The 22,300-nt window shown below is 59.1% G+C and carries 16 protein-coding genes; 8 read left to right on the forward strand and 8 right to left on the reverse strand.

The window, feature by feature from the left end; genetic code table 11:
- Positions 1-69 precede the first annotated feature (69 nt).
- A complete protein-coding gene (locus J2I48_RS19705; protein ID WP_207337208.1) occupies positions 70-1,089 on the reverse strand; it encodes an SDR family NAD(P)-dependent oxidoreductase in 1,020 nt (339 codons plus the stop codon).
- A 188-nt stretch (positions 1,090-1,277) separates the two neighbouring features.
- On the opposite strand from J2I48_RS19705, the gene pnuC reads away from it, so the two are divergent.
- The 8 genes from pnuC (at position 1,278) to J2I48_RS19745 (ending at position 8,790) form a co-directional block, all read left to right on the forward strand.
- Positions 1,278-1,946 (forward strand): nicotinamide riboside transporter PnuC, encoded by a 669-nt coding sequence (pnuC, locus tag J2I48_RS19710; RefSeq protein ID WP_207337209.1) that lies wholly within the window; start codon positions 1,278-1,280, stop codon positions 1,944-1,946.
- 104 nt (positions 1,947-2,050) lie between these two features.
- The gene (locus J2I48_RS19715; RefSeq protein ID WP_207337210.1) at positions 2,051-3,361 is read left to right on the forward strand and encodes a TolC family protein; all 1,311 of its coding nucleotides are present in this window, start codon (positions 2,051-2,053) and stop codon (positions 3,359-3,361) included.
- The gene (locus J2I48_RS19720) at positions 3,358-4,461 is read left to right on the forward strand and encodes an efflux RND transporter periplasmic adaptor subunit (RefSeq protein ID WP_374758166.1); all 1,104 of its coding nucleotides are present in this window, start codon (positions 3,358-3,360) and stop codon (positions 4,459-4,461) included. The genes J2I48_RS19715 and J2I48_RS19720 overlap by 4 nt, the downstream gene beginning before the upstream one ends.
- Positions 4,462-4,547: 86 nt before the next feature.
- On the forward strand, positions 4,548-5,798 hold the full coding sequence (locus tag J2I48_RS19725) for an ABC transporter permease (RefSeq protein ID WP_207337211.1): 1,251 nt from the start codon (positions 4,548-4,550) through the stop codon (positions 5,796-5,798).
- A 36-nt stretch (positions 5,799-5,834) separates the two neighbouring features.
- Entirely contained in the window at positions 5,835-6,530 is a 696-nt protein-coding gene (locus J2I48_RS19730) for an ABC transporter ATP-binding protein (protein ID WP_207337212.1), read from the forward strand.
- On the forward strand, positions 6,502-7,521 hold the full coding sequence (locus J2I48_RS19735; RefSeq protein WP_207337213.1) for a sensor histidine kinase: 1,020 nt from the start codon (positions 6,502-6,504) through the stop codon (positions 7,519-7,521). The genes J2I48_RS19730 and J2I48_RS19735 overlap by 29 nt, the downstream gene beginning before the upstream one ends.
- A complete protein-coding gene (locus J2I48_RS19740) occupies positions 7,518-8,288 on the forward strand; it encodes a LytR/AlgR family response regulator transcription factor (protein ID WP_207337214.1) in 771 nt (256 codons plus the stop codon). Before J2I48_RS19735 ends, J2I48_RS19740 begins: the two co-directional genes overlap by 4 nt.
- Positions 8,289-8,376: 88 nt before the next feature.
- Positions 8,377-8,790 carry a hypothetical protein gene (locus J2I48_RS19745; RefSeq protein ID WP_229376544.1) on the forward strand — a complete coding sequence of 138 codons (414 nt, stop codon included), beginning with the start codon at positions 8,377-8,379 and terminating at the stop codon, positions 8,788-8,790.
- A 6-nt stretch (positions 8,791-8,796) separates the two neighbouring features.
- On the opposite strand, the gene J2I48_RS19750 is transcribed toward J2I48_RS19745, so the two are convergent.
- From J2I48_RS19750 to J2I48_RS19780, 7 genes are all read right to left on the reverse strand, one after another.
- On the reverse strand, positions 8,797-9,228 hold the full coding sequence (locus J2I48_RS19750; protein WP_207337215.1) for an EamA family transporter: 432 nt from the start codon (positions 9,226-9,228) through the stop codon (positions 8,797-8,799).
- Between the two features lie 26 nt (positions 9,229-9,254).
- Positions 9,255-9,749: a DUF2306 domain-containing protein gene (locus J2I48_RS19755; protein ID WP_207337216.1), complete on the reverse strand. Its 495-nt coding sequence runs from the start codon at positions 9,747-9,749 to the stop codon at positions 9,255-9,257.
- Between the two features lie 114 nt (positions 9,750-9,863).
- A complete protein-coding gene (gene creD / locus J2I48_RS19760) occupies positions 9,864-11,237 on the reverse strand; it encodes a cell envelope integrity protein CreD (RefSeq protein WP_207337217.1) in 1,374 nt (457 codons plus the stop codon).
- 85 nt (positions 11,238-11,322) lie between these two features.
- A complete protein-coding gene (locus J2I48_RS19765) occupies positions 11,323-11,616 on the reverse strand; it encodes a hypothetical protein (RefSeq protein WP_207337218.1) in 294 nt (97 codons plus the stop codon).
- Positions 11,617-11,620: 4 nt separating this feature from the next.
- Positions 11,621-12,562 (reverse strand): ATP-grasp domain-containing protein, encoded by a 942-nt coding sequence (locus J2I48_RS19770; protein ID WP_207337219.1) that lies wholly within the window; start codon positions 12,560-12,562, stop codon positions 11,621-11,623.
- Positions 12,559-15,288, reverse strand: coding sequence for a M6 family metalloprotease domain-containing protein (locus J2I48_RS19775; RefSeq protein ID WP_207337220.1), 2,730 nt, complete (start codon positions 15,286-15,288; stop codon positions 12,559-12,561). The genes J2I48_RS19770 and J2I48_RS19775 overlap by 4 nt, the downstream gene beginning before the upstream one ends.
- 149 nt (positions 15,289-15,437) lie before the next feature.
- Entirely contained in the window at positions 15,438-22,178 is a 6,741-nt protein-coding gene (locus J2I48_RS19780) for a polyketide synthase (protein ID WP_207337221.1), read from the reverse strand.
- Positions 22,179-22,300: the final 122 nt, after the last annotated feature.

Raw genomic sequence — 22,300 nt, forward strand, 5'->3', positions numbered from 1 at the left:
CCGAGCGCAGTTGAGAGGCCTAGGGCGCGAAGCCATTGTACATTGTACATTGTTCATTGTACATTCTCTCTACCCCTCATTATTCGCCACCACGGCCTGCTCTGTTAGGGTGGTTAAAAAGCTCTGTGTCAGGCTGGTTTCCAGATCTTTGCCTTTCTTCAGTGGGCTGTCGTGGCCCGATGGGTCGGGGTTGGGCAGGAGGGTATTGACCAGCGATAGTACGTCGGTCATCAGGCCTGGGAAGAGACCGTGGATGGCTCCGGCAAACTTGGCAGGGAGCGATATAATCCGCTCCGATTCGCCATAACGGGCGGCCTCGATAATCTGACCCGCCACATATTCGGCATTGGCCGACAGACCCGGCAATGAGTCGCCAATTTTAAACCAGGCGTATTCTTTTTCGTGCTGCCCCCGCACCAACGCCTGCCGTGGACTACCCGTGCGGATGAGGCCGGGACAAATGGTCGTGACAAACACCCCATCGCGGGCCACCTCGGCGCGGAGGCCTTCGGAATAGCCCACGAGCGCAAACTTGCTGGTCGAGTAGGGGAGCAGGTGCGGCACAGAGACCTTCCCACCAAACGAGGCTACGTTCACGATGCGGCCAAAGCGGCGCGCCTGCATGTCGGGCAACACGGCGTTGGTGGCGTGGTAGGCGGCCCAGAAATTGCTGTTCATGGCATCGTGAAAGTCGGCGTCGGTGGTGTTGGCGTAGGGACCGGCCAGGATAATGCCCGCGTTGTTGATAAGCACATCTACGGGGCCAAGTGTCTCACGCACAGCCACAAAGAAATCGCGCAGGGCGTCTGTGTCGGTCAGGTCGCAGCGGTGGGCATACACGGCAGCACCCATAGCGCGTAGCTCGGCTTCGGCGATGTCGAGTTGTGCCTGGGTGCGGGCGCAGATAGCGATTCGGGCGCCTTCCTGCGCCAGTTGTCGGGCCATCACCAGCCCAAGCCCCCGCGAGCCGCCCGTGATGACCACCGTTTTATCCTGAAAGCTGATGCGCCGGTTGCGACGTTGTGTGCTGCGCAGGGCCACCACGGCACCCACGCCCAGCAATGCCCAAAGGCCAATGTTCCTTGCCATGTTGTTTGTTCAGATAAGCTATACTCCGTCAACGGCAGCCGCCGGGCGGGGGTTAGGATTATCGAGCAAATGGTGATTGAGTGAAAAAGCCGTCGCAAGCCTATCCCTATGCCTTTGGAATAAGATGTTAGTTACTACGCACGGCATCTAGTGGCTAGCTTTGGACCTTACACCTTGAATGTTCCTTCATGCCCTACATCCTCGACATCAAATCTGTATTTTTCACGCTCTGGGGCTATTCCATGAGCTACCTCGAGTTTGCCGGGGTGGTGAGCGGAGCCGTGGCCGTTTGGTTAAGTGCCCGGGCTAACATCTGGAGCTGGCCTATTGGGGCGGTGAGCGTGGTGCTGTTTTTCTTTCTCTTCTACCAGATTCAACTCTACCCCGACATGGGTTTACAGGTGTTCTTTTTCGTGACAAACCTGCAAGGCTGGTGGCGCTGGACCCACCCTAAATCGGGCGAAGAGAATGCGAATGCTGAACTGAAAATCAGTCAGATGCCCCCTCGGCAACTGCTGCTCTGGCTGGTGTTAGGCACGGTGGCCACCGCCGGGCTGGGTACGTTTGCGCAACACCTGCACACGCTCTTGCCGCTGTTGTTCAGCCAGCCCTCGGCGTTTCCGTACCTCGACTCGTTTACGACGGTCATGAGCGTTGTGGCCACGTTTCTGATGATCCAGAAACGGGTAGAGTGCTGGTACGTCTGGCTTGGTGTGGACCTGATCTTGACGTACGTCTACTATGTGAAGGGCGTGAAGCTGGTGTCGGCAGAGTACTTCATTTTCTGCTTCATCGCCGCGCAGGGGGCCTATCTCTGGACGAAAGAGTACCGGAGCTACGGCAACGTTTCTGTTTAATACCAAAAAACGTCGGCTTCGTGGGGCATTCCGCCCGGTTCGTCGGCAAACGTGCGGTCAAGGAGGAGCGGCCCGCTTGTTTTGGGTGTCCCTTCACAACGCTCATGAACCGGTTTACCCTACTTTTTATGCTGTTTGCCTCGTTTGCTGCCCCGGCGCAGACCGTTGTGTCGTCGGTGCAGGAAGCTCTGGCGCTGGCCCGGCGCAGCAACCCGGAACTGGTTAACGCCCGCCTGAACCGAACGGCGCAGGAGCAGCAGCGCACCATTGCTCGGGCCGGTTGGCTGCCCACGGCGCGGTTCTACACCAATTTCGATTACAACTATGCTCTGCCCGTTTCGCTGGTACCCGCTGAATTCCTGCCCGGCGGTCGGCCCGGCGAAGTGCGTGAGTTTCGGTTTGGGCTGCCGTTGTTTCTGACGGCGGGGGTAGAAGCCACCGTACCTATCCTGAACCGCCCCGCCCGTGCCGACCTGGGCATTGCCAAACAAAACCTACAGATCATTGATGAGCAGGCGCTGGTGTTGCAGGACGACATCTCGACCCAAACGGTCCGTGTGTACCATGCCGTGCTACTCACCCGCGCGGCCATCGACATTACCCGCCGCAACTTGCTGGCCGCCGATACGCTGGTGCAGATTGCCCGCCAACGGCTGGACAAAGGGCTGATTGAACCGCTCGAATACAATCGCATCAAAACCGTGCAGCTGACCTCCGCCGACGCGCTGGCGCAGAACGAGTTACAGCTGTCCAGAAATCAGAATCAGCTTAAGCTGCTCCTGGGTTTAGCCCCCACCGACAGCCTTTCGTTGACCGAAACCCTCGACGCGCCCCCCACGGCCAGGGCCGTTGAGCCGGGCGCAGTGCCGCGCCCGCAGATCACGCTGCGCGAAACGCAGGTGGAACTGGCCCGGCTGCAACTAGACCGGGAGCGGCTTTTGCGGTGGCCCACGCTCTCGGCCTATGGGCGCTATAGCCAACAGGCGCAGCGCAACGAATTTAACTTTCTGAACCCCAGCGAGCGCTGGTTTACCATCGGCGTGGCGGGCTTGCAGTTTAATTTCCCGCTCTATGGTGGTGGCTTGCGCACCGGCAGTATTGCCCGCGCGCAAGGGCAGCTAAAACTGGCCCAAGCGCAGTTGGCCTACGAACAAAATCGCCAGCAAACCGACACCGACGACCTGCAACAAGCCTATAACCAAGCCGTTCGGTCGCTCGACCTGAACCGGCAGCAGTACGAACTCAGCAACCAGAACGTGCAGATCGCGCTGGTCAAATACCGGTCGGGGCTGTTTGCCTACGATCAGTACCTGAACGTGTTTAACGAAGCCCTGACGGCGCAAAATCGCTTTCTCAACACCCGGTCGTCGGTATTTATTAACCAGACGCTCCTCCAAATCCGTAGCGGCCTATGAAAGCCATGCCTTATCTCTACTTATTTGTGCTGCTCACGCTGGCTGCCTGCAAAAAAGCACCCGAAGGCCTGTCGCCTGCCTACCGCGAGCTGACGGAGGCGGTCTATGCGTCGGGCAACGTGTATCCGCGTCAGGAGTATACGGTCACCGCCGAGGCTACGGGCCTGATTCGGCAGCGGCTGGTGAACGAGGGCGACTCGGTACGGCCGGGTGCCCTGCTGTTTATGTTGGAAAGCACCACCGAAACGGCCCGGCAGCAGGCGGCGGCAACCGCGCTACGGCAGTCGCAGGCCAACCTGGGTGCCAACTCGCCCGTGCTGGCCGAACTCGACGCGCAGGTACGCAACGCCCGCACCCGCCTGAGCAACGACTCGATCAACTACGCCCGGTTTCGGGAGCTGTACGCCCAGAATGCTACCTCCCGCGCCGAACTCGAACGCGCCGAACTGGCCTACACACTGGCACGCAACACACTCCGGGCACAGCAAAACACCCTACAGCGCAGCCGCAATCAGCTTCAGGTAGAGATAGCCAACAACCGCAGCCAGCTGGTGACCTCGGAGGTGGCGGGGCAGAATACCCGTGTCCGCAGCATCGTGGCGGGCAAGGTGTATGAGGTGTACAAAGACCCCGGCGAACTGGTGCGCCCTGGCGATGCGCTGGCGCTGGTGGGCAGCGGGCGGCGCCTCTACGCCCAGCTTGCCGTAGATGAAAGCGATTTTGGCCGGGTGCGGGTGGGGCAGCCCGTCACGCTCAAAGCCGACGCCTACCCCGACAAGGTGTTCAACGCCCGGATCACGAAGACCTACCCGAAACTGAACCGCACCGATCAGTCGTTTCGGGTCGACGCGGAGTTTGCCGGCGCTAACCCCGATGCCTATTACGGCCTGACTGTCGAGGCCAATATTATTATCCGGCAGCGGCCCCGCGTGCTCACCATCCCGAAAGCCTACGTCGTCGGCACGGATAGCGTCTGGGTGGAGCAGGACGGCCAGAAACAAAAAATCCGCTTCCAGAAAGGCACCGAAAACTTTGACCTAGTGGAGGTTAAAAGCGGCCTCACCGAACAAACTAAATTAGTGGTGAGTGATGAACGGTGAGTGGTGAGTTTGCTTCCGCCAGCGAATACTCTTGCGGAAGCAAACTCACCACTCACCACTCACCGTTCATCACTCATCACTTCCTCATGAACCTGACCATTGCCTCCCAAATTGCCCGGACGCATCTGCTGGCCAAGAAGCGGCAGACCCTGGTGGCCATGCTTGGCGTTACGTTTGGCATTGCCATGTTCATCACCATGATCTCGTTTATGCAGGGCGTCAACCAGTTTCTGGAAGATTCGGCCCTCGACGCCAGCCCGCACATCCGGGTCTTCAACAAAGTCAACACCCAACGGGCAAGCCTGATTGACGAAGCGCATCCGGGTGGGTTCAACGTGGTGTATCACCAAAAACCCAGGGCCGAATCGGCACGGCTGAAGAATGGTCTCATCATCGCCAACCGCATCGGGCGGCAACCCGGCGTGCTGGGCGTGTCGCCGCAGCTGAGCACACAGGTATTCTATAACAACGGCCCCATCCAGCTGTCGGGGATTATTGCGGGCGTGGACATCGACCGCGAAAATGCGCTGTACCACCTCACCACGCGCCTTCAGTCGGGCAACCTGAACGCCCTGAAAACCAACCCCGACGCCCTAATTATGGGCACCGGCCTGGCCCGCGACCTGAACGTGCGCGTGGGCGACAAAGTGACCGTGACCACGCCCACCGGCGGCACACGGGTGTTGCGCGTAGCGGGTACGTTTGGCTTCGGCATCAGCACCGTCGACAACACCCGCAGCTACGCCAACCTGTCGACGGTGCAGGAGATTTTGCAGAAGGACCCCAGCTACATCACCGACATCCACGTGAAAATGACCGACCCCATGCGGGCTATTCCGCTCGGTAAGCAGCTTCAGGCCATGTTTGGCTACCATACCGAAGACTGGGCCACAGCTAACACGGCAATTTTGGCGGGCGAAAAAATTCGCAACGTCATGACCTTCGTGGTGTCGTTTACGCTGCTGGTGGTGGCCGGGTTTGGCATCTATAACATCATGAACATGACCGTGGTCAACAAGATCAAAGACATCGCCATTCTGAAAGCAACCGGCTTCGATAGCCGCGACATCGTGGCGATTTTCCTGCTTCAGGCGGTCTTCATTGGCATATCGGGTGGGCTGCTGGGCCTGGGCATCGGGTTTGGACTGAGCTACCTGCTCTCCATTACACCCTTCGACACGGGCAATATGATCAGTCTCAAGACCTTCCCCGTCATTTTCGCCCCCAAGTACTATGTCATGGGCCTGCTCTTCGGCGTTATCACCACCCTGCTGGCGGGGTATTTTCCCTCCCGCAAAGCCTCGAAAGTAGACCCCGTAGCCATCCTGAGAGGGTGACTTACCACTCACCACTTACCACTCATCACTAGTATTATGGTTCTTTCGGCCCGGCATCTGAACAAATACTTTTACGACCCTGATCAATTTCAGGTGTTGCGCGATATCACGTTTGATGTGCAACAGGGCGAGTTTATGGCTATCGTGGGCAAGTCGGGCTGTGGGAAAAGTACACTGCTCTACCTGCTCTCGACTATGGACACCAGCTACGACGGGCAGATCGAGATGGCGGGTACAAGCCTCACGGGCCGCAGCCAGGATTTTCTGGCCCATTTTCGCAACGAGCACCTGGGCTTCGTGTTTCAGTTTCACTTCCTGCTGCCGGAGTTTTCGGCCCTGCAAAATGTGATGTTGCCGGGGCAGAAGTTAGGCAAATACCCCGCCCACGAACTGGAAGAACGGGCCATGGAAAAGCTCCGCCTCATTGGCATGGCCGACTACGCCCGCAAGCCCGCCAGCAAATTATCGGGTGGGCAGCAGCAGCGCGTGGCCATTGCCCGCGCCCTCATCAACGACCCGACGATCATCATGGGCGACGAACCAACGGGCAACCTCGACCGGGCCAATTCGGAGAATGTATTTCATATCTTTAAAGACCTGGCCGCCAAAGGGCAGACCATCATCACCGTCACGCACGACCCCGATTTTGCGGCGGGCACCGACCGCATCATTGAAATGAGCGACGGCCAAATCATCAGCGGCCATGAAAATCAAATTCGACAGGCGGGTTGAGGCTTTGTTTCTGGGCATGTCGCTGCTGGGCATTGCGGGGCGCAAATGGGTGCTGCCCGACATCAGCTGGCAGCAGCAAGCCATCCTGTTTGTGATGACCCTGGCCATGCTCAACGGCGTGTGGGCGTTTCACTATGGCTTCAACCAATGGCTGAACGGGCGGTTTCCGCTTGAAAAAAACGTGCGAAAACGCCTGGCCATTCAGTTGCTGGGTGGCTGGGCCATCGTGAAAACGGTGCTGTTTTTTTGCAGCCTGCTTATTCTGCACTACATCGTGCCCACCCTCAGTCACCTGATAAACCGATTGATGCTCCTGACCATCAGTTGGGGGGCGTTTATGGCCAACATCGTAGTAGGATTGGGCTTCATTGCGCACCACCTGTTTGTGCGGTGGCAGGAGAACCTGACCCGTACGGCGAGGCTGGAGCAGGAAAAGGCGCAGGTGCAGTATGATAACCTCCGCAACCAGCTTAACCCGCATTTCCTGTTCAACAGCCTCTCTTCACTCGATAGCCTTATTGACGACGACCCCGCCCTGGCCCGGCAGTTTTTGCAACAACTGTCGAAGGTATTTCGCTATGTATTACAGCACAAAAGTCGTGACCTGGTGCCGCTGAGCACCGAACTGGTGTTCATTAATCAGTATGTGTCGCTGTTGCAGACGCGGTTCAACGGCGAGTTTCAGGTACATTGCCATATTAGCGACGAGGCCCGTGACCGGCTCATTGCCCCCGTAACGCTCCAGATTCTGATCGAAAACGCCATTAAACATAACGTTATCAGTGAGGCCCAGCCGCTGGTGGTGGAACTGGTTGCCGATAGCGACTACCTGAGCGTGACGAATGCGGTTCAGCGCAAAAAACTGGTGACCACTTCCAACGGGCAAGGCCTGCAACACCTTCAGCAACTCTACGCATTTATGAGTGAACAACCCGTTGACATTGCAAACGATGGGCACGTTTTTCGGGTACGCATTCCCCTGCTGTCATGACAATTCTGCTGATTGAAGATGAGCCACTGGTGGGCAAACAACTCCATAAACTGGTGGGCCAACTGGAGCCAACGGCTACCCTGGCCGGTCCGCTAACGAGCGTGCAGCAGGTGGTTGAGTACCTTGCCCGCCACCGTCCCGACCTGGTCATTGCCGACATCCAGCTGGCCGACGGCGTGAGCTTCGAAGCGTTCCGGCAGGCGGGGCTGAACACGCCGGTCATCTTCACCACCGCCTACGACGAATACGCCATCCGGGCGTTCAAGCTCAACAGCATCGATTACCTGCTCAAGCCCATCGATCCCGACGAACTGCGAGCCGCCTTGGCCAAATTCCACCGCTGGCAACCCTCCGGTGCCGACTTTGCCGATCAGTTTCGGACTTTTCTGAGTCAGCTGTCGGGGAGCTTGACCGCACCGGTCTACAAACGCCGGTTTATGGCTCACCACCTCCGGCAGATTGTCCCCATTCCTCAGGAGCAGGTGGCCTGTTTTTGCCGCGACGAACTCATCTTTCTCCACACCACCGACGGCCAGCAACTCGTTACCGACTACCGAACGCTGGACGAAGTAGAAGAGCTGGCCGACCCGACGCTGTTTTTTCGGGCTAACCGGCAGTATCTGATTGGCTTAGAGGCTATTAGCGGCTACGAACTGCATTACACAGGCAAATTACTTCTCCGGCTGAAAGCCCCCAATAGCCGACTGGAACTAGCCATCAGTAAAGAAAAAGCCAGCTCCTTCCGGCAGTGGTTCGAGGGAAAATGACGAGGGGGCAATATGTCATTGTATTATACGATGCCAACGCTTTCGGTGTCGCTTGGGTCTTGTGATAACTAATTCACATGATAGTCACATGGTTAAGCACTTACTCACGTTCGCCATCCTGATACTCGTCACCGCCTGCACCAAAACAGACCCTACGCCCGCCAATGAACTGGTGGGCAACTGGCGATTGGTGGGGTACGTCAGAAACCCCTCAATCAGCAGCGCGCCGGTCAGTGTTCCTTCCGGCAAAACCGTGCTGGTTACTTTCGCAAACGATGGCACCTTTAACGAAACGTATTCAAACACCCTTCCCGCTGAATATGCTTTCCTAGGTTGCGGCGGTGGCAACTATGAGCTTACCAACAAACAGATTCGGATTCGGGCCGTCTGTATGTCGTCGTTGGCGGGGCAGACGTTCGATCTGGTGTCTGTCGATAGTAAACGGCTGAGTATTAGCCCTGGAGCAGGTTCGTTGGGTTACTACAACTTCGAGCGGCAATAGCCACCTTCACCAGATCAACACCAGCGTGCCGCCCACGATCAGGACAGCGCCGAGGGCGATTTTCCAGGTGAGCACCTCGCCGAGAAACACCACCGACAGTAGGATGGTCAGGGCCAGGCTAAGCTTATCGACGGGGGCCACCTGCGAGACGTTACCCAGTTGCAGGGCTTTGAAATAGCAGAGCCACGACAAGCCCGTAGCCACCCCCGACAGCACCAGAAATGTCCAGTTCGTGCCTGACAGGGCTGACAGCTGTGCCGAAAACCCCAGCCCTGACGCCGATTTTCGGAACAAAACGATGCCCCAGGCCAGCAACATCACCACCACCGTGCGCACCGCCGTGGCCAGATTACTATCTACGTTTTTAATCCCGACTTTGGCCAGAATAGCCGTCAGTGAAGCAAAAACAGCAGAAAGAAGTGCGTAGAAGAGCCACATAGGAGTCGTTAATATCGCTTTGATTGCTACTGTTTCGCTACCGAACGGCGCGTCAGTAGTTGTGGTGTCAGCTGCCTGTAGAGCAGCAGGGCCGCCGCCAGTAGCACCAGCATGGACGTGCCAACGGTGGTTAGCCAGAAATACCGGGCTGGAAAAAGCCGGTACGTCGACTCGACCACAAACGTAGCGTACAAGCCCGACACCGACACGCCCATGCCTAATTGGTGCCAAAACAGCCACGACGACACGCGACGCCGTAACCAGACCGGCCAGAGGCCACCCAACAGGGCCAAACAACAACCCACGGCGCCCCAGTGCACAATGCCGAACCGGCCAAACAAGTGGTAGATACCAAAGGCGGTAGTCAGCACTACCACCATACTGACCACATAGCTGTAACCCAACCAACGGTGGCGGCGGGTGCCCTTGGGGTTCAGTACCACCCAGGTGCCCGTAAATAGGGCCAGACCGGCAAAACTAAGATGAATCAAGCTGATGGGGGTGGTAGTGAGCCCGATCATAAAGTGATATAGTCTCATACTACTTATACAACCACCCAAACACCATTCAAGTTGGTCCACTCAATCAGATAGAGGCATCGTGAGTCTGGAAAGTCGATAGTCGACTTTCCAGACTCACGCCCCCTCATACGCCCGGTACCAGTTTACGTTGCGGGTGAGGTACATGATGATGCCCAGGATCAGGGCCAGGCCGAGGCTGCCCAGCAGTAGGGCGTAATCTTCGAGTTGCAGCAGGGAGAAAAAGAAGCCGTAGAGCAAGGCCAATACGCTGCTGAAGAGGATGGTCAGTCGGCCGTTTTTGAACACGTAGCGCACATAAGAAGAGATCATGGCCAGGGTCACGGCGGCACTGATGCCATAGGCGATATTGAACGTGATGTGTTCCGAAATGGCTAGCAGCAACAGGTAAAACAGGCAGACGGCAAAGCCCACCAGCAGGTACTGGATGGGGTGAATGCGCTGCTTGTTCAGGATTTCGACGAAGAAAAACGCCGTAAACGTGATGATGATAAACATCACTCCGTATTTCGCCGACCGCATCGTTTTCTGGTATTCGTCCACCGGCAGGAGCAGCCGTACGCCAAAGGATGTGTTGGCCGCTACCGATTCGCGGTTGTCGGGGTTGTTACCAATCTGGCGACTCAAAAAGGCCCCTACGCCCTGCTGCGGGTAGTTTCGGTTGTATTGCAGCACCTTCCAGTTGGCCGTAAACCCCTTGTTGGTCATCGTACGCCCGTCGGGCAATGACGCCCCCACAAAGCTCGGCGTGGTCCAGGGCGAGGTGAGCGATACGGTGGTCTGCTTGCCAAACGGCATGAAATACAGGTCTGAACTGCCGTTGATGTTCAAGGCACAATCGAACGTGATTGAATCGGCGATGGGTACGCGCGCGCTCACGCCCGACTCCAGGACGTCGGTGGTGGGGATGCCCGGCTCAACAGCCAGCGCCTTCCCGTCGACCCGCAAATCGACCTGATCTTTGATGCCCTTCATGTCGGTCACGCCCAGCGACACAAACGCTTTGTCCCACTGCATGTCGGCGGGGGCAATACCCAGGCGTTCGGGCGAGGGGCGCGGAATGCTGCCTTTTATGGTGAGGCGGGTGTTGTAGAGCATAACCTGAAACAGACCCCGGTTGCGCTGTTCGGGCTGAAGTGTACCCGTAATGGCCAAATTATCGGGCAGGACGTGGGCGTAGGCCGTGCTCGTTTCTTCTTTGCCGTCGACTCCTTTGGTGTGAATCAGGTACGGCACGCTCAGAATGGGGCCGCTCACGGTTTGGGTACCTCCCCACTTCTCGCTCACCTCCCGAATGGCCTCTGTCCGGGTGGCTTCGCGCTCGCGGATGAGGTTTTCGAGCATGAACGTGGGAATAAGCAGAATCAGCACCAACACGCCAACGACGGCTAGCTTGATCATGGTCGAGGTGCGGAGCCACGCGTTGACCCGGTCGAAGAACGACTCAGGCTGGTAAGGAGGAGGGGTCATGAGTGTCTAAATTAAAAAGTACTTTGAATTGCAAAGTAAGCGCAGAAATGTATTCACAATCAAGCACTTTTCCCGAAAAAATTCATCACTCCGCTAAGCGCAGGGTGTCGGGTTGCGCGAAAAAGTGGTCGCGGGAGGCCAGCCGCACCACCAGTGTTACGGTTTCGTCGAGCTTTAGCAGAGGGTTAGTAAGCTCTGCATCAGGTACATAGATACACACGGTCTTTGGCGAACGGGCCGAAAGCAGGTCGGTAATGCCGGGCAGGGGGGCCGTGTGGTGGACGATTAGTGTCACTTCGCCGAAACCGGCGATGTCGCTGTCGGGCTTGATGTGCTGAAGCAGGCCGGTGAGCTGCGTACGGTTTTCAATGAGCTGCATGGCGTTACCGGGCCGAGCCGGTGGCAAGGTAGCGGACAATAGCGTCGGAGATGGGTAGCCCCGCCTCGTTCTGGAAATACGAATACCCCGGCGACGGGTTTACTTCAAAGCAACAATACGTACCGTCGATGGTTTGAAACAGGTCGATACCACAGAGCGGCAGATTCAGCTTTTTCGATAACGTAAAGCACTGTTGCTCAACGTATTCAGGTAGATCGATGGGTTGCATGGTGGTGGTGCCGCCATCTGACCCCGCATACCGATAATCAACGTTGGTGCTGTCGATGTAGGCGGCGAAGAGAACATCGCCCACCACGTGTACGCGGATGTTGTGGCCCTGCAAACACGCCTGAAACTGGGTAGGCAAGGCCGCAATATGGGCCAGCCGGGGGCGGTAGGTATCATTCAGTACCTTCACAATAGACCGGGTCGAGCTGATCGATTTGAAGATGAGCGGACCCTGCTCGGCTTCAAAAGCCTCGACTGCGGCGAGTTGGTTGGTCAGCAGTGTGGCCGGTACGCCCAGTCCCACCGCCCGGATGGCCGCCAGTTGGTAGGGTTTCGAGAAGTTAGATCCCATCGCTTCCGGTCGGTTTAGTATTCTAACGGGCAGCATATCAATGAGTTGCGCAAAGAGCGTATTGATAAACAGTCGACGCTGATGCTGCACGGCGGGCAGGCGGACGGTGGTGCCGTTGACGTGGGTATCGGGAAAGGTGTCGGGCGGCATCAGGCGAGCATAAATTCCATCCACGGTGGTCAGGTCGATCCACTGCCCGGCCAGGCACAGGTCGGCGCGGAGGTGGTTGTCGCTCAGGGAGACGCGCAGGTCGTAGTGGCCCGCGTCGCGCTGGTTAAACACGGCGCAGTCTACCCCCAGGGCTTCGGCGCTATCAATCACCCGCGCCAGGGGTTCTTCAGTGGCAATACCGGCAACGAGGATCATGGCTGGGCGGGGGTTAAGCGCACGGGGCTAAGGGCGTGGGGCGCGGGGGTGGGTGCAAGGGTTTGCTGGGTGAGGTAGTGGGCCAGAGCCAGCAGGTCGTCGGGGGTATCGGGTTGTACTACGGTCTGGTAGTTGGTGGCTTTCCAGTCGCCCCTGGTGGTTTGGGTGAAATAGACCTGAAGTAGTTCACAATCAAGCTGTTGCTGAAGTTGTTGAACGCCCTCGCCAAACAAACTGGCCAACGAACCGGTCAGCGTTTGCCCCAGGGCCAGCACCGATTGGTACTGGTTGAGTAGTGGTTCCTGCTGCCAAACGCCAGGGGTAGAATCGGGTCGGGCGGGCTGACCCATTGTGGTTGCCTGAGTCGAAGCGGTCATATCGGCCACGGGCAGACCGGCCTGCGCCAGCTGACTCAGCCGTAGCAGCGGGTTGGCCGTATTGGCTGCCAGAGTAGTGGGCGACAACGCACCCAGCCGCCGTGTAGTACCCAGATTTTGCAGCCAGCCTGCCAGCAGCGCATACCACTCAGCCTGCGCGTAATGGGTGTCGGCAGGGTTAGCAAAGGGGGCGGGTTGCAGCAGCGTCAGCCGACTGTAGATGGCCTGGGTAGTGGCGTTGGTGAACACCCGGCCGTCGGCCAGGGTGAGTTGCCAGTGGGTAGTGTCGGTGGTGAGCCACACCCGCCAGTCGGGGGCCGTCAGCAGGTCGGCATCGGTGAGGCAGTCTACCTGTAGCTGCCCCTGCTGATGCAGTACATCGGCCAGCGCGAAGGCTACGGCATCGTGCAACTGACTGATAATGAGTAGTTTTTTCATGGGGTGTGTGTGCTTGTTATTCAGCGTGATCGTGTCGGGAACCTTAGTATCCAGGCTGTTTTTTGTGGCTGCATCCAGCTCACCGTCGGTAGTCTGGTCATCTTCTTGCCGGTAGGCTCCGGTGGTCAGATCGGGGCGAAGTGCCTGACTGATAAACGGTTCCAGCGCATTCAGTCGCCCTTCTACCGCCGCCAGCCGGGCCATGGGGTCAGCCTGAGCCGCCGCTCCGAAGCCGCCGCCTCCACCACCAAAACCGCCGCCGCCCTGATCGCCGAGCTTGCCATCGCCGAATTTGCCGTCACCGAATTTGCCGTCACCGAATTTATCGCCCGGCTTTTCGAAGATGTCTTTCTCCTTGTCCTTCTCTTTGATGGGCTTGTCGGGGTGGAAGTCTTTCACAAACTCCTTCTGCTCTTTGACGATCTCTTTGTGGTCTTTGATGATGTCTTTGTGGTCTTTGATGATCTCCTTGTCTTTATCCTTATCCTTAAACTCCTTAAGAATCACTTTGCAACGCACCTGGAATCGGGCCGTCATGGTGGCGGCGGCATCGCTGATGTCGGTGATGGCCACGCACGTCCCCGAACCTGCGTAGGAGTTGGAGTTGGGGGTGCTGGAGGCATTGAACGTGCGTTTGTTGGCGCTGCCGGGGAATGGGTCGCCCGCATCGCCCCGGTTGTTGTTCAGCTCCAGGTTGCGGAGTCCGTCGGCCTGCATGAGCGCCACCTGGTAGTGGGCTTCATTGGTGTTGCCATTCACGGCATCGTCGATGTGCCAGACCAGCAGCCCACCCTGCGGCAGGTGGTCATCAAAGCCGGTTTTCTGGCGGTTCTCGACCAGGAAATACTCGGTGCCGGCCGCGCCGTTTTTCCAGAGCCGGTGCACCCGGCGGCTGCTTTTCACGTCGGGAAGGCTCACGGCGGCGTTGGTGGTCTGGTTTACTACCGTCACCCAGCCCTGCTTCACTTTGCACCAGGCCGAGGGGTGCGCGGGGCGGTCGCCAGGGGTACTGCCGTTCCAGCTACCGCCCGACATCAGGCACCAGTTGCCGATACCTTCGCTCGAATAATCGCCGTCGTAGAGATCGGGAAAGCCAAACAGCAGGTGGCCCAGTTCGTGGGCGCACACCCCCAGTCGGCAGTTTTCGGGCACGGTGAGGTAAGCGTAGATTGTTTTGCCGTCGGCAGCAAAGGGGCTGGGCAACTGCCACTTGTGCGACCAGATCTCCGACGCTGACCCCGACTGTTCGGCCCCACCGCCCGCGTGAATCACCACAAACGCGTCGACAAACCCGTCGCCGTCGTTGTCGTAATTACCGAAGTTGATGAGCGGGTTGGCCAGTTGGGCGGCTTCCTGCGCCATGTTGCGGGCGTTGGGCGCGGCATTGCCCGTGCCGCTGGCCCCGTGGGCATAGTAGGCCATCGTGTGCGACAGCGTGACGGGGCCAATCACCTGTCCCTGAATGTCGACCAGGTTGTTGGTCACTTCGCGGTAATACTCCCGGACACTGCCCGTGGGTACGGCCCCGATAGAGAAGAACAGGTCGTTGAAGTGGCTGGCTGGCTGGGCCATGGCCCTATCGCTGAAATTGACCAGGATCACCGCCACGCGCACGGTGCCACGCAGGGGTGCCCGGTCTGCGGCAGCCCGGCTGGCTACCGACGCCGTGGTACCCAGCGGAAACAGGGTGCCGGGGTAGATCAGGCCATCGTCGAGACCAACGGATTTCTCTTCACGGAAGGTGAGGTTGGCCGACAGCGCACTGTCACGTTTACGGAGTTTTTCGAGGTCTTTGTTGAGTTTTTCTTTCAACTCCGGCGACGGCGGTACGAGCAGACAAGGCTCGTCAACAGAAGGCAGTAGTGGTAGTTCCGACCCGTGGGTCCGAACCGGATTTAGGTGCTTTTGCATGGTTTACGAGGAATTGATGGTTGTGAATAGACTCGACTGGCCAGTGAAGTCAATGCAAACCTAGATCAATCCATACCCGTTGTAAACCGCGCAAACCCGCCATCAGGCGGGGGTAACTACGCACACGAGTAAGTGGTATACCGCGAAAACTACTCTACCTGCAAATACGTACCGGGCTTGTCGGGGTTGGCAATGAACCAGGCGGGGTTGCCGGCGCGGTCACGCCCCAGGCGGGCACCGGGCATGGGCGGCTGGTCGGGGCCAACAGTAGCGGTTTCCAGTACGGGCTGCGCGGTTTGGTGATTGCCGTTGCCGTTTGGAACAGTGCCCTGCGGGGCTGTGGGGGCGGTTTTGAAGAAACCCGCTTCGATCATGGCGGCTACACTTTGGCGGCAAACGGCAATGATCTGCTCAACCTCGTCGTCGGTATGGGCCTCGGTCATAAAGCAGGGGAAGCCGTCCCAGATGTGGATGCCCGCCTCGCGCATGAGCGTAAACAGCAGCTCGCTGTAGGGGACGTCTTCGGTAAATTTGATCTTCCAGAGCGACCCAAACTGGGCAATGAAAAACGGCAGCTGCTGCCGCTCGAAGTCGGCGTTGAGGGTTTTGGCGAGGTAGTTAGCCTTGGCCGTAAGCCCCTGTTGCAGGGCCGGCCCCGTTTCCTTCAGGTGCAACAACGACGCTTTGGCCGCAGCCAGGGCCAGCGGATGCCGCACGAACGTACCGGCGAAATAGGTCACGCCCACTTCGGGGAAGGAGTCATCGCCAAACTGCCACGTACCCCCGTCCAGCGCGTCCATGAAGGCTTTTTTGCCTGCAATCACACCAATGGGCAGCCCGCCGCCCACTACTTTTCCGTAAGAAGCAATGTCGGCCCGGATGCCAAACAGCGCCTGCGCCCCGCCCGGATGCATCCGAAAACCGGTAATCACTTCGTCGAAAATAAGGGCAGTACCGGCGGCTTCGGTGATGGCGCGGACGTCCTGCAAAAACGCGATAGGCCGGAACTCCGGGCGGCGACTTTGCACGGGTTCCACCAGTACGGCGGCCAGCTCGTGCGCCCGTTCGCGGATGATACGGAGGCTTTCGTCGGTGCCGTAGTCGAGGATGAGCATGTTCTGCACCGCCTCCGGCATAATGCCCGACGCCGCCGGGAAGGTCTTCAGATTCCTGGTGCCGCGCACCAGCACTTCGTCCACAATGCCGTGATACGACCCCGTAAACGCCACAATCAGCGACCGGCCCGTAACGGTGCGGGCAATGCGCATAGCCCCCAGAACGGCTTCGGAACCGGTACTACAGAGGGCCACGCGTTCGCTGCCGGTCATCTCGCTAACGAGTCGGCTCACCTCGCCTGCCAGTTCGTGCTGCGGCCCAATCTCGAACCCGCGCTCGATCTGATCGTGCAGGGCCTGCTTCATAAAATCAGGCTGGTAGCCGAACATGGTAGAGCCAAAGCCATTCAGCACGTCGATGTATTCGTTGCCGTCAACGTCCCACAACCGGCTCCCCGCCGACCGGTTCACCACCAGCGGATACACGATTTCTTTGGTCAACGGCTTGAAGCCCGACACCACGCGGGGGTCGGCCATGTAGGGGCGGTGCTGCTGCGTAGACGCTTTACTACCCGCCGTTTTCTGGGTATATCGAGTTGTAAGTGTCTGTAAGAAAGCTTGTTGCGCCGGTGTAAGTTCTGTGGCCTGCCGCTCGATCCGGGCCGTGGCACCAAACGGTTTTTTGATCTCCGCTGCCTCTTCCGGCGACAGTTCGGCCAGGCTAGTGATCGGTTGAGCCGGTTTGGCGGGGCTAACCGGCGTGGCCATCTTGGGCGCTGCGGTGGGCACCGAAACGGGTTGCGTGGTGGCGGGCGGGGCGGCGTTGCCGGTTTGCAAAAGCGCCACCTGCCGGGCCAGCAGTTGCAGTTGCTGGGCAATCAGTTCCATAGCCGTTTCGCCGCCGGGTACACCCGTTGCCAGCGTCGGCATGGCCGTGTTTTGGGCGAAACTGATCGGCTGCGGGGCCACTGTCGTCGCTGCGGGTGGCTGGAACTGATGGGCGGGGAGGGTGGTGTCGAGGTAGTGGACCAGGCCGTCGAGGGTGCCGCAGTCGTCGTTGAGCTGACGGAAGGTGAGGGGCACGCCAAACTCTTTTTTCAGCGTCAGGGCCACCTGCGTTAACAGCAACGAATCGAGGCCAATTTCGAGAAACGATGCGTCGGGCCGGACGTTGGCGAGTTCAATGCCAGAGGCGTCTTCCAGCAGGTTTTTAACGGTGGTGAGTAGATAGTCTTTGCGCATAATGGGTGCGGCTGTTACGGGAGTATCCTGGTTGTATGCCGAAGAAAGGGCCTCTGTGGCCTGGAAAAAGCTATTTTGGCCGACTGCATCGGTCGTAATCACCGGAACGGCGCTCGTGGGCGGGTCGAGCCAGCAGCGCTTCCGGTCAAAAGCGTAGGTAGGCAGGCTAATGCGCATGGGGTGCCGGTCGGCGTAGATGGCCGCCCAGTCGGGGGCTAAGCCAGTGCGCCAAAGCTGCCCCAGCGCGGTCAGGACCGAGACCGTTTCAGGCTGTTTGTCGGGACGAACGGCCAGGCTGGCTATCGTTGTAAGCGGTTGTGAACCAGCTTGTTGGCGGGTTAGTGTGGTCAGCGTAGTGCCCGGGCCTACTTCCAAAACGAGCGGTGTGGGCAGGGTGAGCACCGTGGCAACGGCATCGGCAAAACGCACCGTCTGGCGCAGGTGTTTAGCCCAGTACGCCGGGTCGATAGCCTGCGCGTCGGTAAGCCAGGTACCCGTCACGGTCGAAATAATGGGTCGCTTCGGAATGCCCAGTGGAATACTGCGCACCACCTCGGCGAAGGGTTCCACCACCGAATCCATCATGGCCGAATGGAAGGCGTGACTCGTTTCCAGCACCCGGTTCGACACCGACTGCGCGTCGAGCCGCTGTGCGAACTGGGCTACGTCTTCGTCTGGTCCCGCCACCACGCAGACTGTGGGGCTGTTGATGGCCGCAATCGACAGCGTGTCGGGCAGGATGGGCAGCAGGGCGGCTTCCCCCAGTTTCACCGAGAGCATACTGCCGCGGGGCAGGCTGCCAATCTGCTGTCCGCGAGTAGCTACCAGCCGCAGCGCATCGGCCAGGCTGAACACACCTGCCAGGTGTGCTGCCACAAATTCGCCAAGGCTGTGACCGCACATCACGGTGGGTTCAATCCCCCAGCTTTGCCAGAGGCGGGCCAGCGCATAATTCGTTATAAACAGCCCTGGCTGCGCGTAGCGGGTGTTTTTGAGCCGTTCGCGGCTGTTACCATCGCCCGTTTCGGGGTACAAAATCGTCCGAATGTCGCCGCCCAGGTGGGGTTGCAACAGGGCCGCGCAGTCGTCGACGGCCTGCCGGAAAACGGGTTCGGATTCGTACAATTCGCGGCCCATGCCGGGGTATTGCGCCCCCTGACCAGGGAACATAAACACCACCGTTTCGGGCACCACCCGCACCTCGCCCGCCGTGCCCGACGGTACATTTTGGGCCGTTAATTGCGCCATGGCATCGTCGGCAGTGGCGGCCACGACAAACCGGCGCTGAGCAAAATCGGGGCGGGTGGTTTGCAGCGTAAACGCCGAGTCGGCCAGCGAATCGGGGTTGTTCTGGAGGTGCCGGGCCAACTTTTGGGCGTAGGCCTCGCGGCTGGTTTCGCTCCGCGCCGACCACGTCAGCAGCTGATAGGGGCGGGGCTGCGGCGTGGGCTTTGGCGCAGGTTCGGCCACGTATTCTTCCAAAACGACATGCACATTGGTACCTCCTACGCCAAACGAGCTAACCCCCGCCCGGCGTAAGCTGTCTGACTGCCAGTTGGTTAAGGCTACATTAACCACAAATGGGCTGTGGGCAAAGTCGATGTGCGGGTTGGGCGTGTCGTAGCCGAGCGAGGCGGGCAGTTGCTGGTGTTTCAGGGCCAGCACGGTCTTAATCAAACCCGCCACGCCGGCCGCCTGGGTCAGGTGACCCATGTTGCTTTTGATGGACCCAATCGCGCAATTTTTTACCGGCACGTCCGGGCCAAAGGCCATTGTAAGTCCCTCTATTTCAATGGGATCGCCCAGAGGCGTGGCCGTGCCGTGGGCTTCGACGTAGCTGATGGTGGCGGGGTCAATTTGCCCGTCGTGCAGCGCCTGCCGGATGGCCCCGGCCTGCCCTTCGGCGCTGGGCGCGGTGAAACTGCCTTTGCCGCCACCATCGTTGTTCACGCCCACGCCTTTGATGACCGCCAGAACGGTATCACCATCGCGCCGGGCATCGGCCAGGGTTTTCAGCAGCACTACCCCGGCCCCGTCGCTGAAGACCGTGCCGCTCGACCCGGCGTTGAACGAACGCGTATGTCCGTCGCGGCTGAACATGGCCCCTTCTTCGTAGATATGGCCGCTGTTGATGGGTGCCGTAATGCTGGCCCCGCCCGCCAGCGCCACGGTGCATTGCCCGGCGCGAAGGGCCTCAACCGCCTGACAAATAGCGAGTAATGACGTGGAGCAGGCTGAATAGACGCTCACGGCGGGGCCTTTCAGATTCAGTTGGTAGGCCGTGCGCGAGGCGATGTAATCTTTCTCGTTGACGGTCATGGCCTGAAACGCGCCCACCTGCGCCACCGGTTTTGGGTTGGTGAGCACGTTGTTCAGGTAATACGTATTGTTGCCGCAGCCCGCCCACACGCCAATGGTATCGGTGGCCGAAGCGGTCCGGTAGCCCGTCTCTTCCAGCACCTCGTAAGCGATTTCGAGGAAGATGCGCTGCTGCGGGTCCATCACCTCGGCCAGTCGTGGGTTCAGACCAAAAAATGGCGCGTCGAACCCATCGGCTCCGTCGATGACGCCCCGTGCCGCCACGTAATCGGGCGAGTTTCGGAGATGGGCGGGTATAGACGGGTCAAGCTCGTCGGGGGTGAAAAAGCGGGTGGTTTCGCGGCCTTCGCGCAGCACATCCCAGAGTTCGGCGATGGTGCTGGCCCCCGGAAAACGCCCCGCCATGCCAATCACGGCCACGTCGCGGTCTTCGCCCGAAAAACGGGCCTGACGGGGTTTCATGGCCGTTTCGGTGTTGAAATCAATATCGGATTTATCCAGAAAACGGGCAATGCCCGCCACCGTGGGAAACTGGTAGAGTTTGGTGACGGGCAGGGTCAGGCCGTGCTGCTGGGCCAGTTGCGCCACGGTCTGTTGCGCCAAAAGCGAGTTACCGCCGAGATCGAAAAAAGTATCGTCCACGCCCACCTGAGCCAGTTGCAACAGGTTCATCCACAGTGCCGAAACGGTTTTTTCGGTGGTGGTTTGCGGGGCGCGGTACAGTACTGACAGCGCGGGGCGCTGGCTACTGGGCCTGGGCAGGGCCAGCCGGTCTACCTTGCCGCTGGTGGTGCGGGGTAGTTCGGGCAGGACCACGAAATGAGCGGGCAGCATGAAATCGGGCAGGGTATCGGCGAGGGCGCGGCGGATGGCGTTGAGGTCAACCGCTTCGACGGCCACCAGGTAGGCCACCAGCGTTTTCTGACCGGGCACGTCTTCGCGGGCAATCACAACGGCCTGTTGCACAGCGGGTTGCTTCGCCAGTACGGTCTCAATCTCGCCTACTTCCACGCGGTTTCCCCGGATCTTCACTTGTCCGTCGCGCCGTCCCTGAAACACCAGCGTACCGTCGGGCTGGCGCAGGGCCAGATCGCCGGTTGTATACATCCGGTGGGCGGTGCCGTCGGGGGCGGCCCAGGTGATGAACTGCTCGGCGGTGCGGTAGGGCTGGTTCAGGTAACCCGCCGCCAGACAGGCCCCGGTGAGGCAAATTTCGCCTACCTCGCCATCGGCAACGGGCAGGCCAGTTTCAGCCAGCAGCCACACCCCCCGACCGGCAATGGGACTGCCAATGGTGGGTATTTCGGGCCATTGAAGCGGGTCGCCGGTTAAGCGCAGTTCCGTCACCCAGACGCTGGCCTCGGTGGGGCCATACACGTTCAGGAGCGAGCAGGCGGGGATTTTGGCAAAAAAACGGGCAATGGCCGGGGTAATTTTTAGCAGCTCACCACCCGTGATGATCTCGCGCAACTGGGCCGGGTAGGTCTGCATGGCGTGGGCTGCGTCGGCGAGGTAACTCAGCACCACATACGGCAGAAACACTCGCCCAATAGCCCGCTCCTGAAGGTATGAAACGAGCCGTCCCGCATCGAGCCGGATAGTCTCATCGACCAGGTGGATGGTGCCGCCTGTGAGCAGGGGAACCAGGATTTCCTGCACCGAGGCGTCGAAGCTGAGGTGGCAAAACTGGAGCGTATTCAGGCTTGTATTTCCCCACGTTTTCAGTTGCCAGTTCAGCAGTTCAATCAGCCCGGCGTGGGTCAGGCAAACCCCCTTCGGCCGCCCCGTCGACCCCGACGTATAGAGCACACAGGCAGTGTCGGAACGGGTGCTGGGTGATGCATTGGTTATTTCCTGTAAGTCAGCCAGTTGAATCGGTTTCAGTCCCAATTCGGCAAAAAACGCCCATTCAGCCTCGTCACACACGCAGGCTGTCACGCCCGAATCGGTGATGAGCTGGGTAAGGCGGGCGGCGGGGTAGGTCGGGTCGAGGGGGAGGTAGGCCTTGCCCGCTTTCAGAATACCCAGCAGGTTGCCCACCAGGTTTAGGCTCCGCGCCGTACTCAGCGCCACAATGTCGGCATGGGGTTGCCCGCCCAGAATAGCCTGACTCACGCGCTCAACCTGCTGCGCTAACTGACTGTAAGTCAATTGCTCATGGCCAAAAACCACGGCTATCTGGTCGGCATAACGAAGCAGTGCCTGATCGACCCAATCCTGAATATAACGGGGAGTAAGATCGCCTTCCCCGATGGCAACCGGTGGTATTTGCATATGGTGTGACTCTTCGCCAGAACGTTGATAGCGACTAAAACCATGCCCAACAAAGTGTACTCCTGCGAAAGGGGGCTGTCGTATCGGAGGGTACTGTGGGGCGGTTTTTTAAACCTATAAGG

The sequence above is a fragment of the Fibrella aquatilis genome (assembly GCF_017353255.1).
Classification (GTDB): domain Bacteria; phylum Bacteroidota; class Bacteroidia; order Cytophagales; family Spirosomataceae; genus Fibrella; species Fibrella aquatilis.

Coding starts and splice junctions, on each gene's coding strand:
- creD (WP_207337217.1), bottom strand. CDS start 11,237: ATGACCCCTCCTCCTTACCAGCCTGAGTCGTTCTTCGACCGGGTCAAC.
- J2I48_RS19720 (WP_374758166.1), top strand. CDS start 3,358: ATGAAAGCCATGCCTTATCTCTACTTATTTGTGCTGCTCACGCTGGCT.
- J2I48_RS19735 (WP_207337213.1), top strand. CDS start 6,502: ATGAAAATCAAATTCGACAGGCGGGTTGAGGCTTTGTTTCTGGGCATG.
- J2I48_RS19715 (WP_207337210.1), top strand. CDS start 2,051: ATGAACCGGTTTACCCTACTTTTTATGCTGTTTGCCTCGTTTGCTGCC.
- J2I48_RS19705 (WP_207337208.1), bottom strand. CDS start 1,089: ATGGCAAGGAACATTGGCCTTTGGGCATTGCTGGGCGTGGGTGCCGTG.
- J2I48_RS19770 (WP_207337219.1), bottom strand. CDS start 12,562: ATGATCCTCGTTGCCGGTATTGCCACTGAAGAACCCCTGGCGCGGGTG.
- J2I48_RS19725 (WP_207337211.1), top strand. CDS start 4,548: ATGAACCTGACCATTGCCTCCCAAATTGCCCGGACGCATCTGCTGGCC.
- J2I48_RS19750 (WP_207337215.1), bottom strand. CDS start 9,228: ATGTGGCTCTTCTACGCACTTCTTTCTGCTGTTTTTGCTTCACTGACG.
- J2I48_RS19780 (WP_207337221.1), bottom strand. CDS start 22,178: ATGCAAATACCACCGGTTGCCATCGGGGAAGGCGATCTTACTCCCCGT.
- J2I48_RS19765 (WP_207337218.1), bottom strand. CDS start 11,616: ATGCAGCTCATTGAAAACCGTACGCAGCTCACCGGCCTGCTTCAGCAC.
- J2I48_RS19755 (WP_207337216.1), bottom strand. CDS start 9,749: ATGATCGGGCTCACTACCACCCCCATCAGCTTGATTCATCTTAGTTTT.
- J2I48_RS19745 (WP_229376544.1), top strand. CDS start 8,377: ATGGTTAAGCACTTACTCACGTTCGCCATCCTGATACTCGTCACCGCC.
- J2I48_RS19775 (WP_207337220.1), bottom strand. CDS start 15,288: ATGCAAAAGCACCTAAATCCGGTTCGGACCCACGGGTCGGAACTACCA.
- pnuC (WP_207337209.1), top strand. CDS start 1,278: ATGCCCTACATCCTCGACATCAAATCTGTATTTTTCACGCTCTGGGGC.
- J2I48_RS19740 (WP_207337214.1), top strand. CDS start 7,518: ATGACAATTCTGCTGATTGAAGATGAGCCACTGGTGGGCAAACAACTC.
- J2I48_RS19730 (WP_207337212.1), top strand. CDS start 5,835: ATGGTTCTTTCGGCCCGGCATCTGAACAAATACTTTTACGACCCTGAT.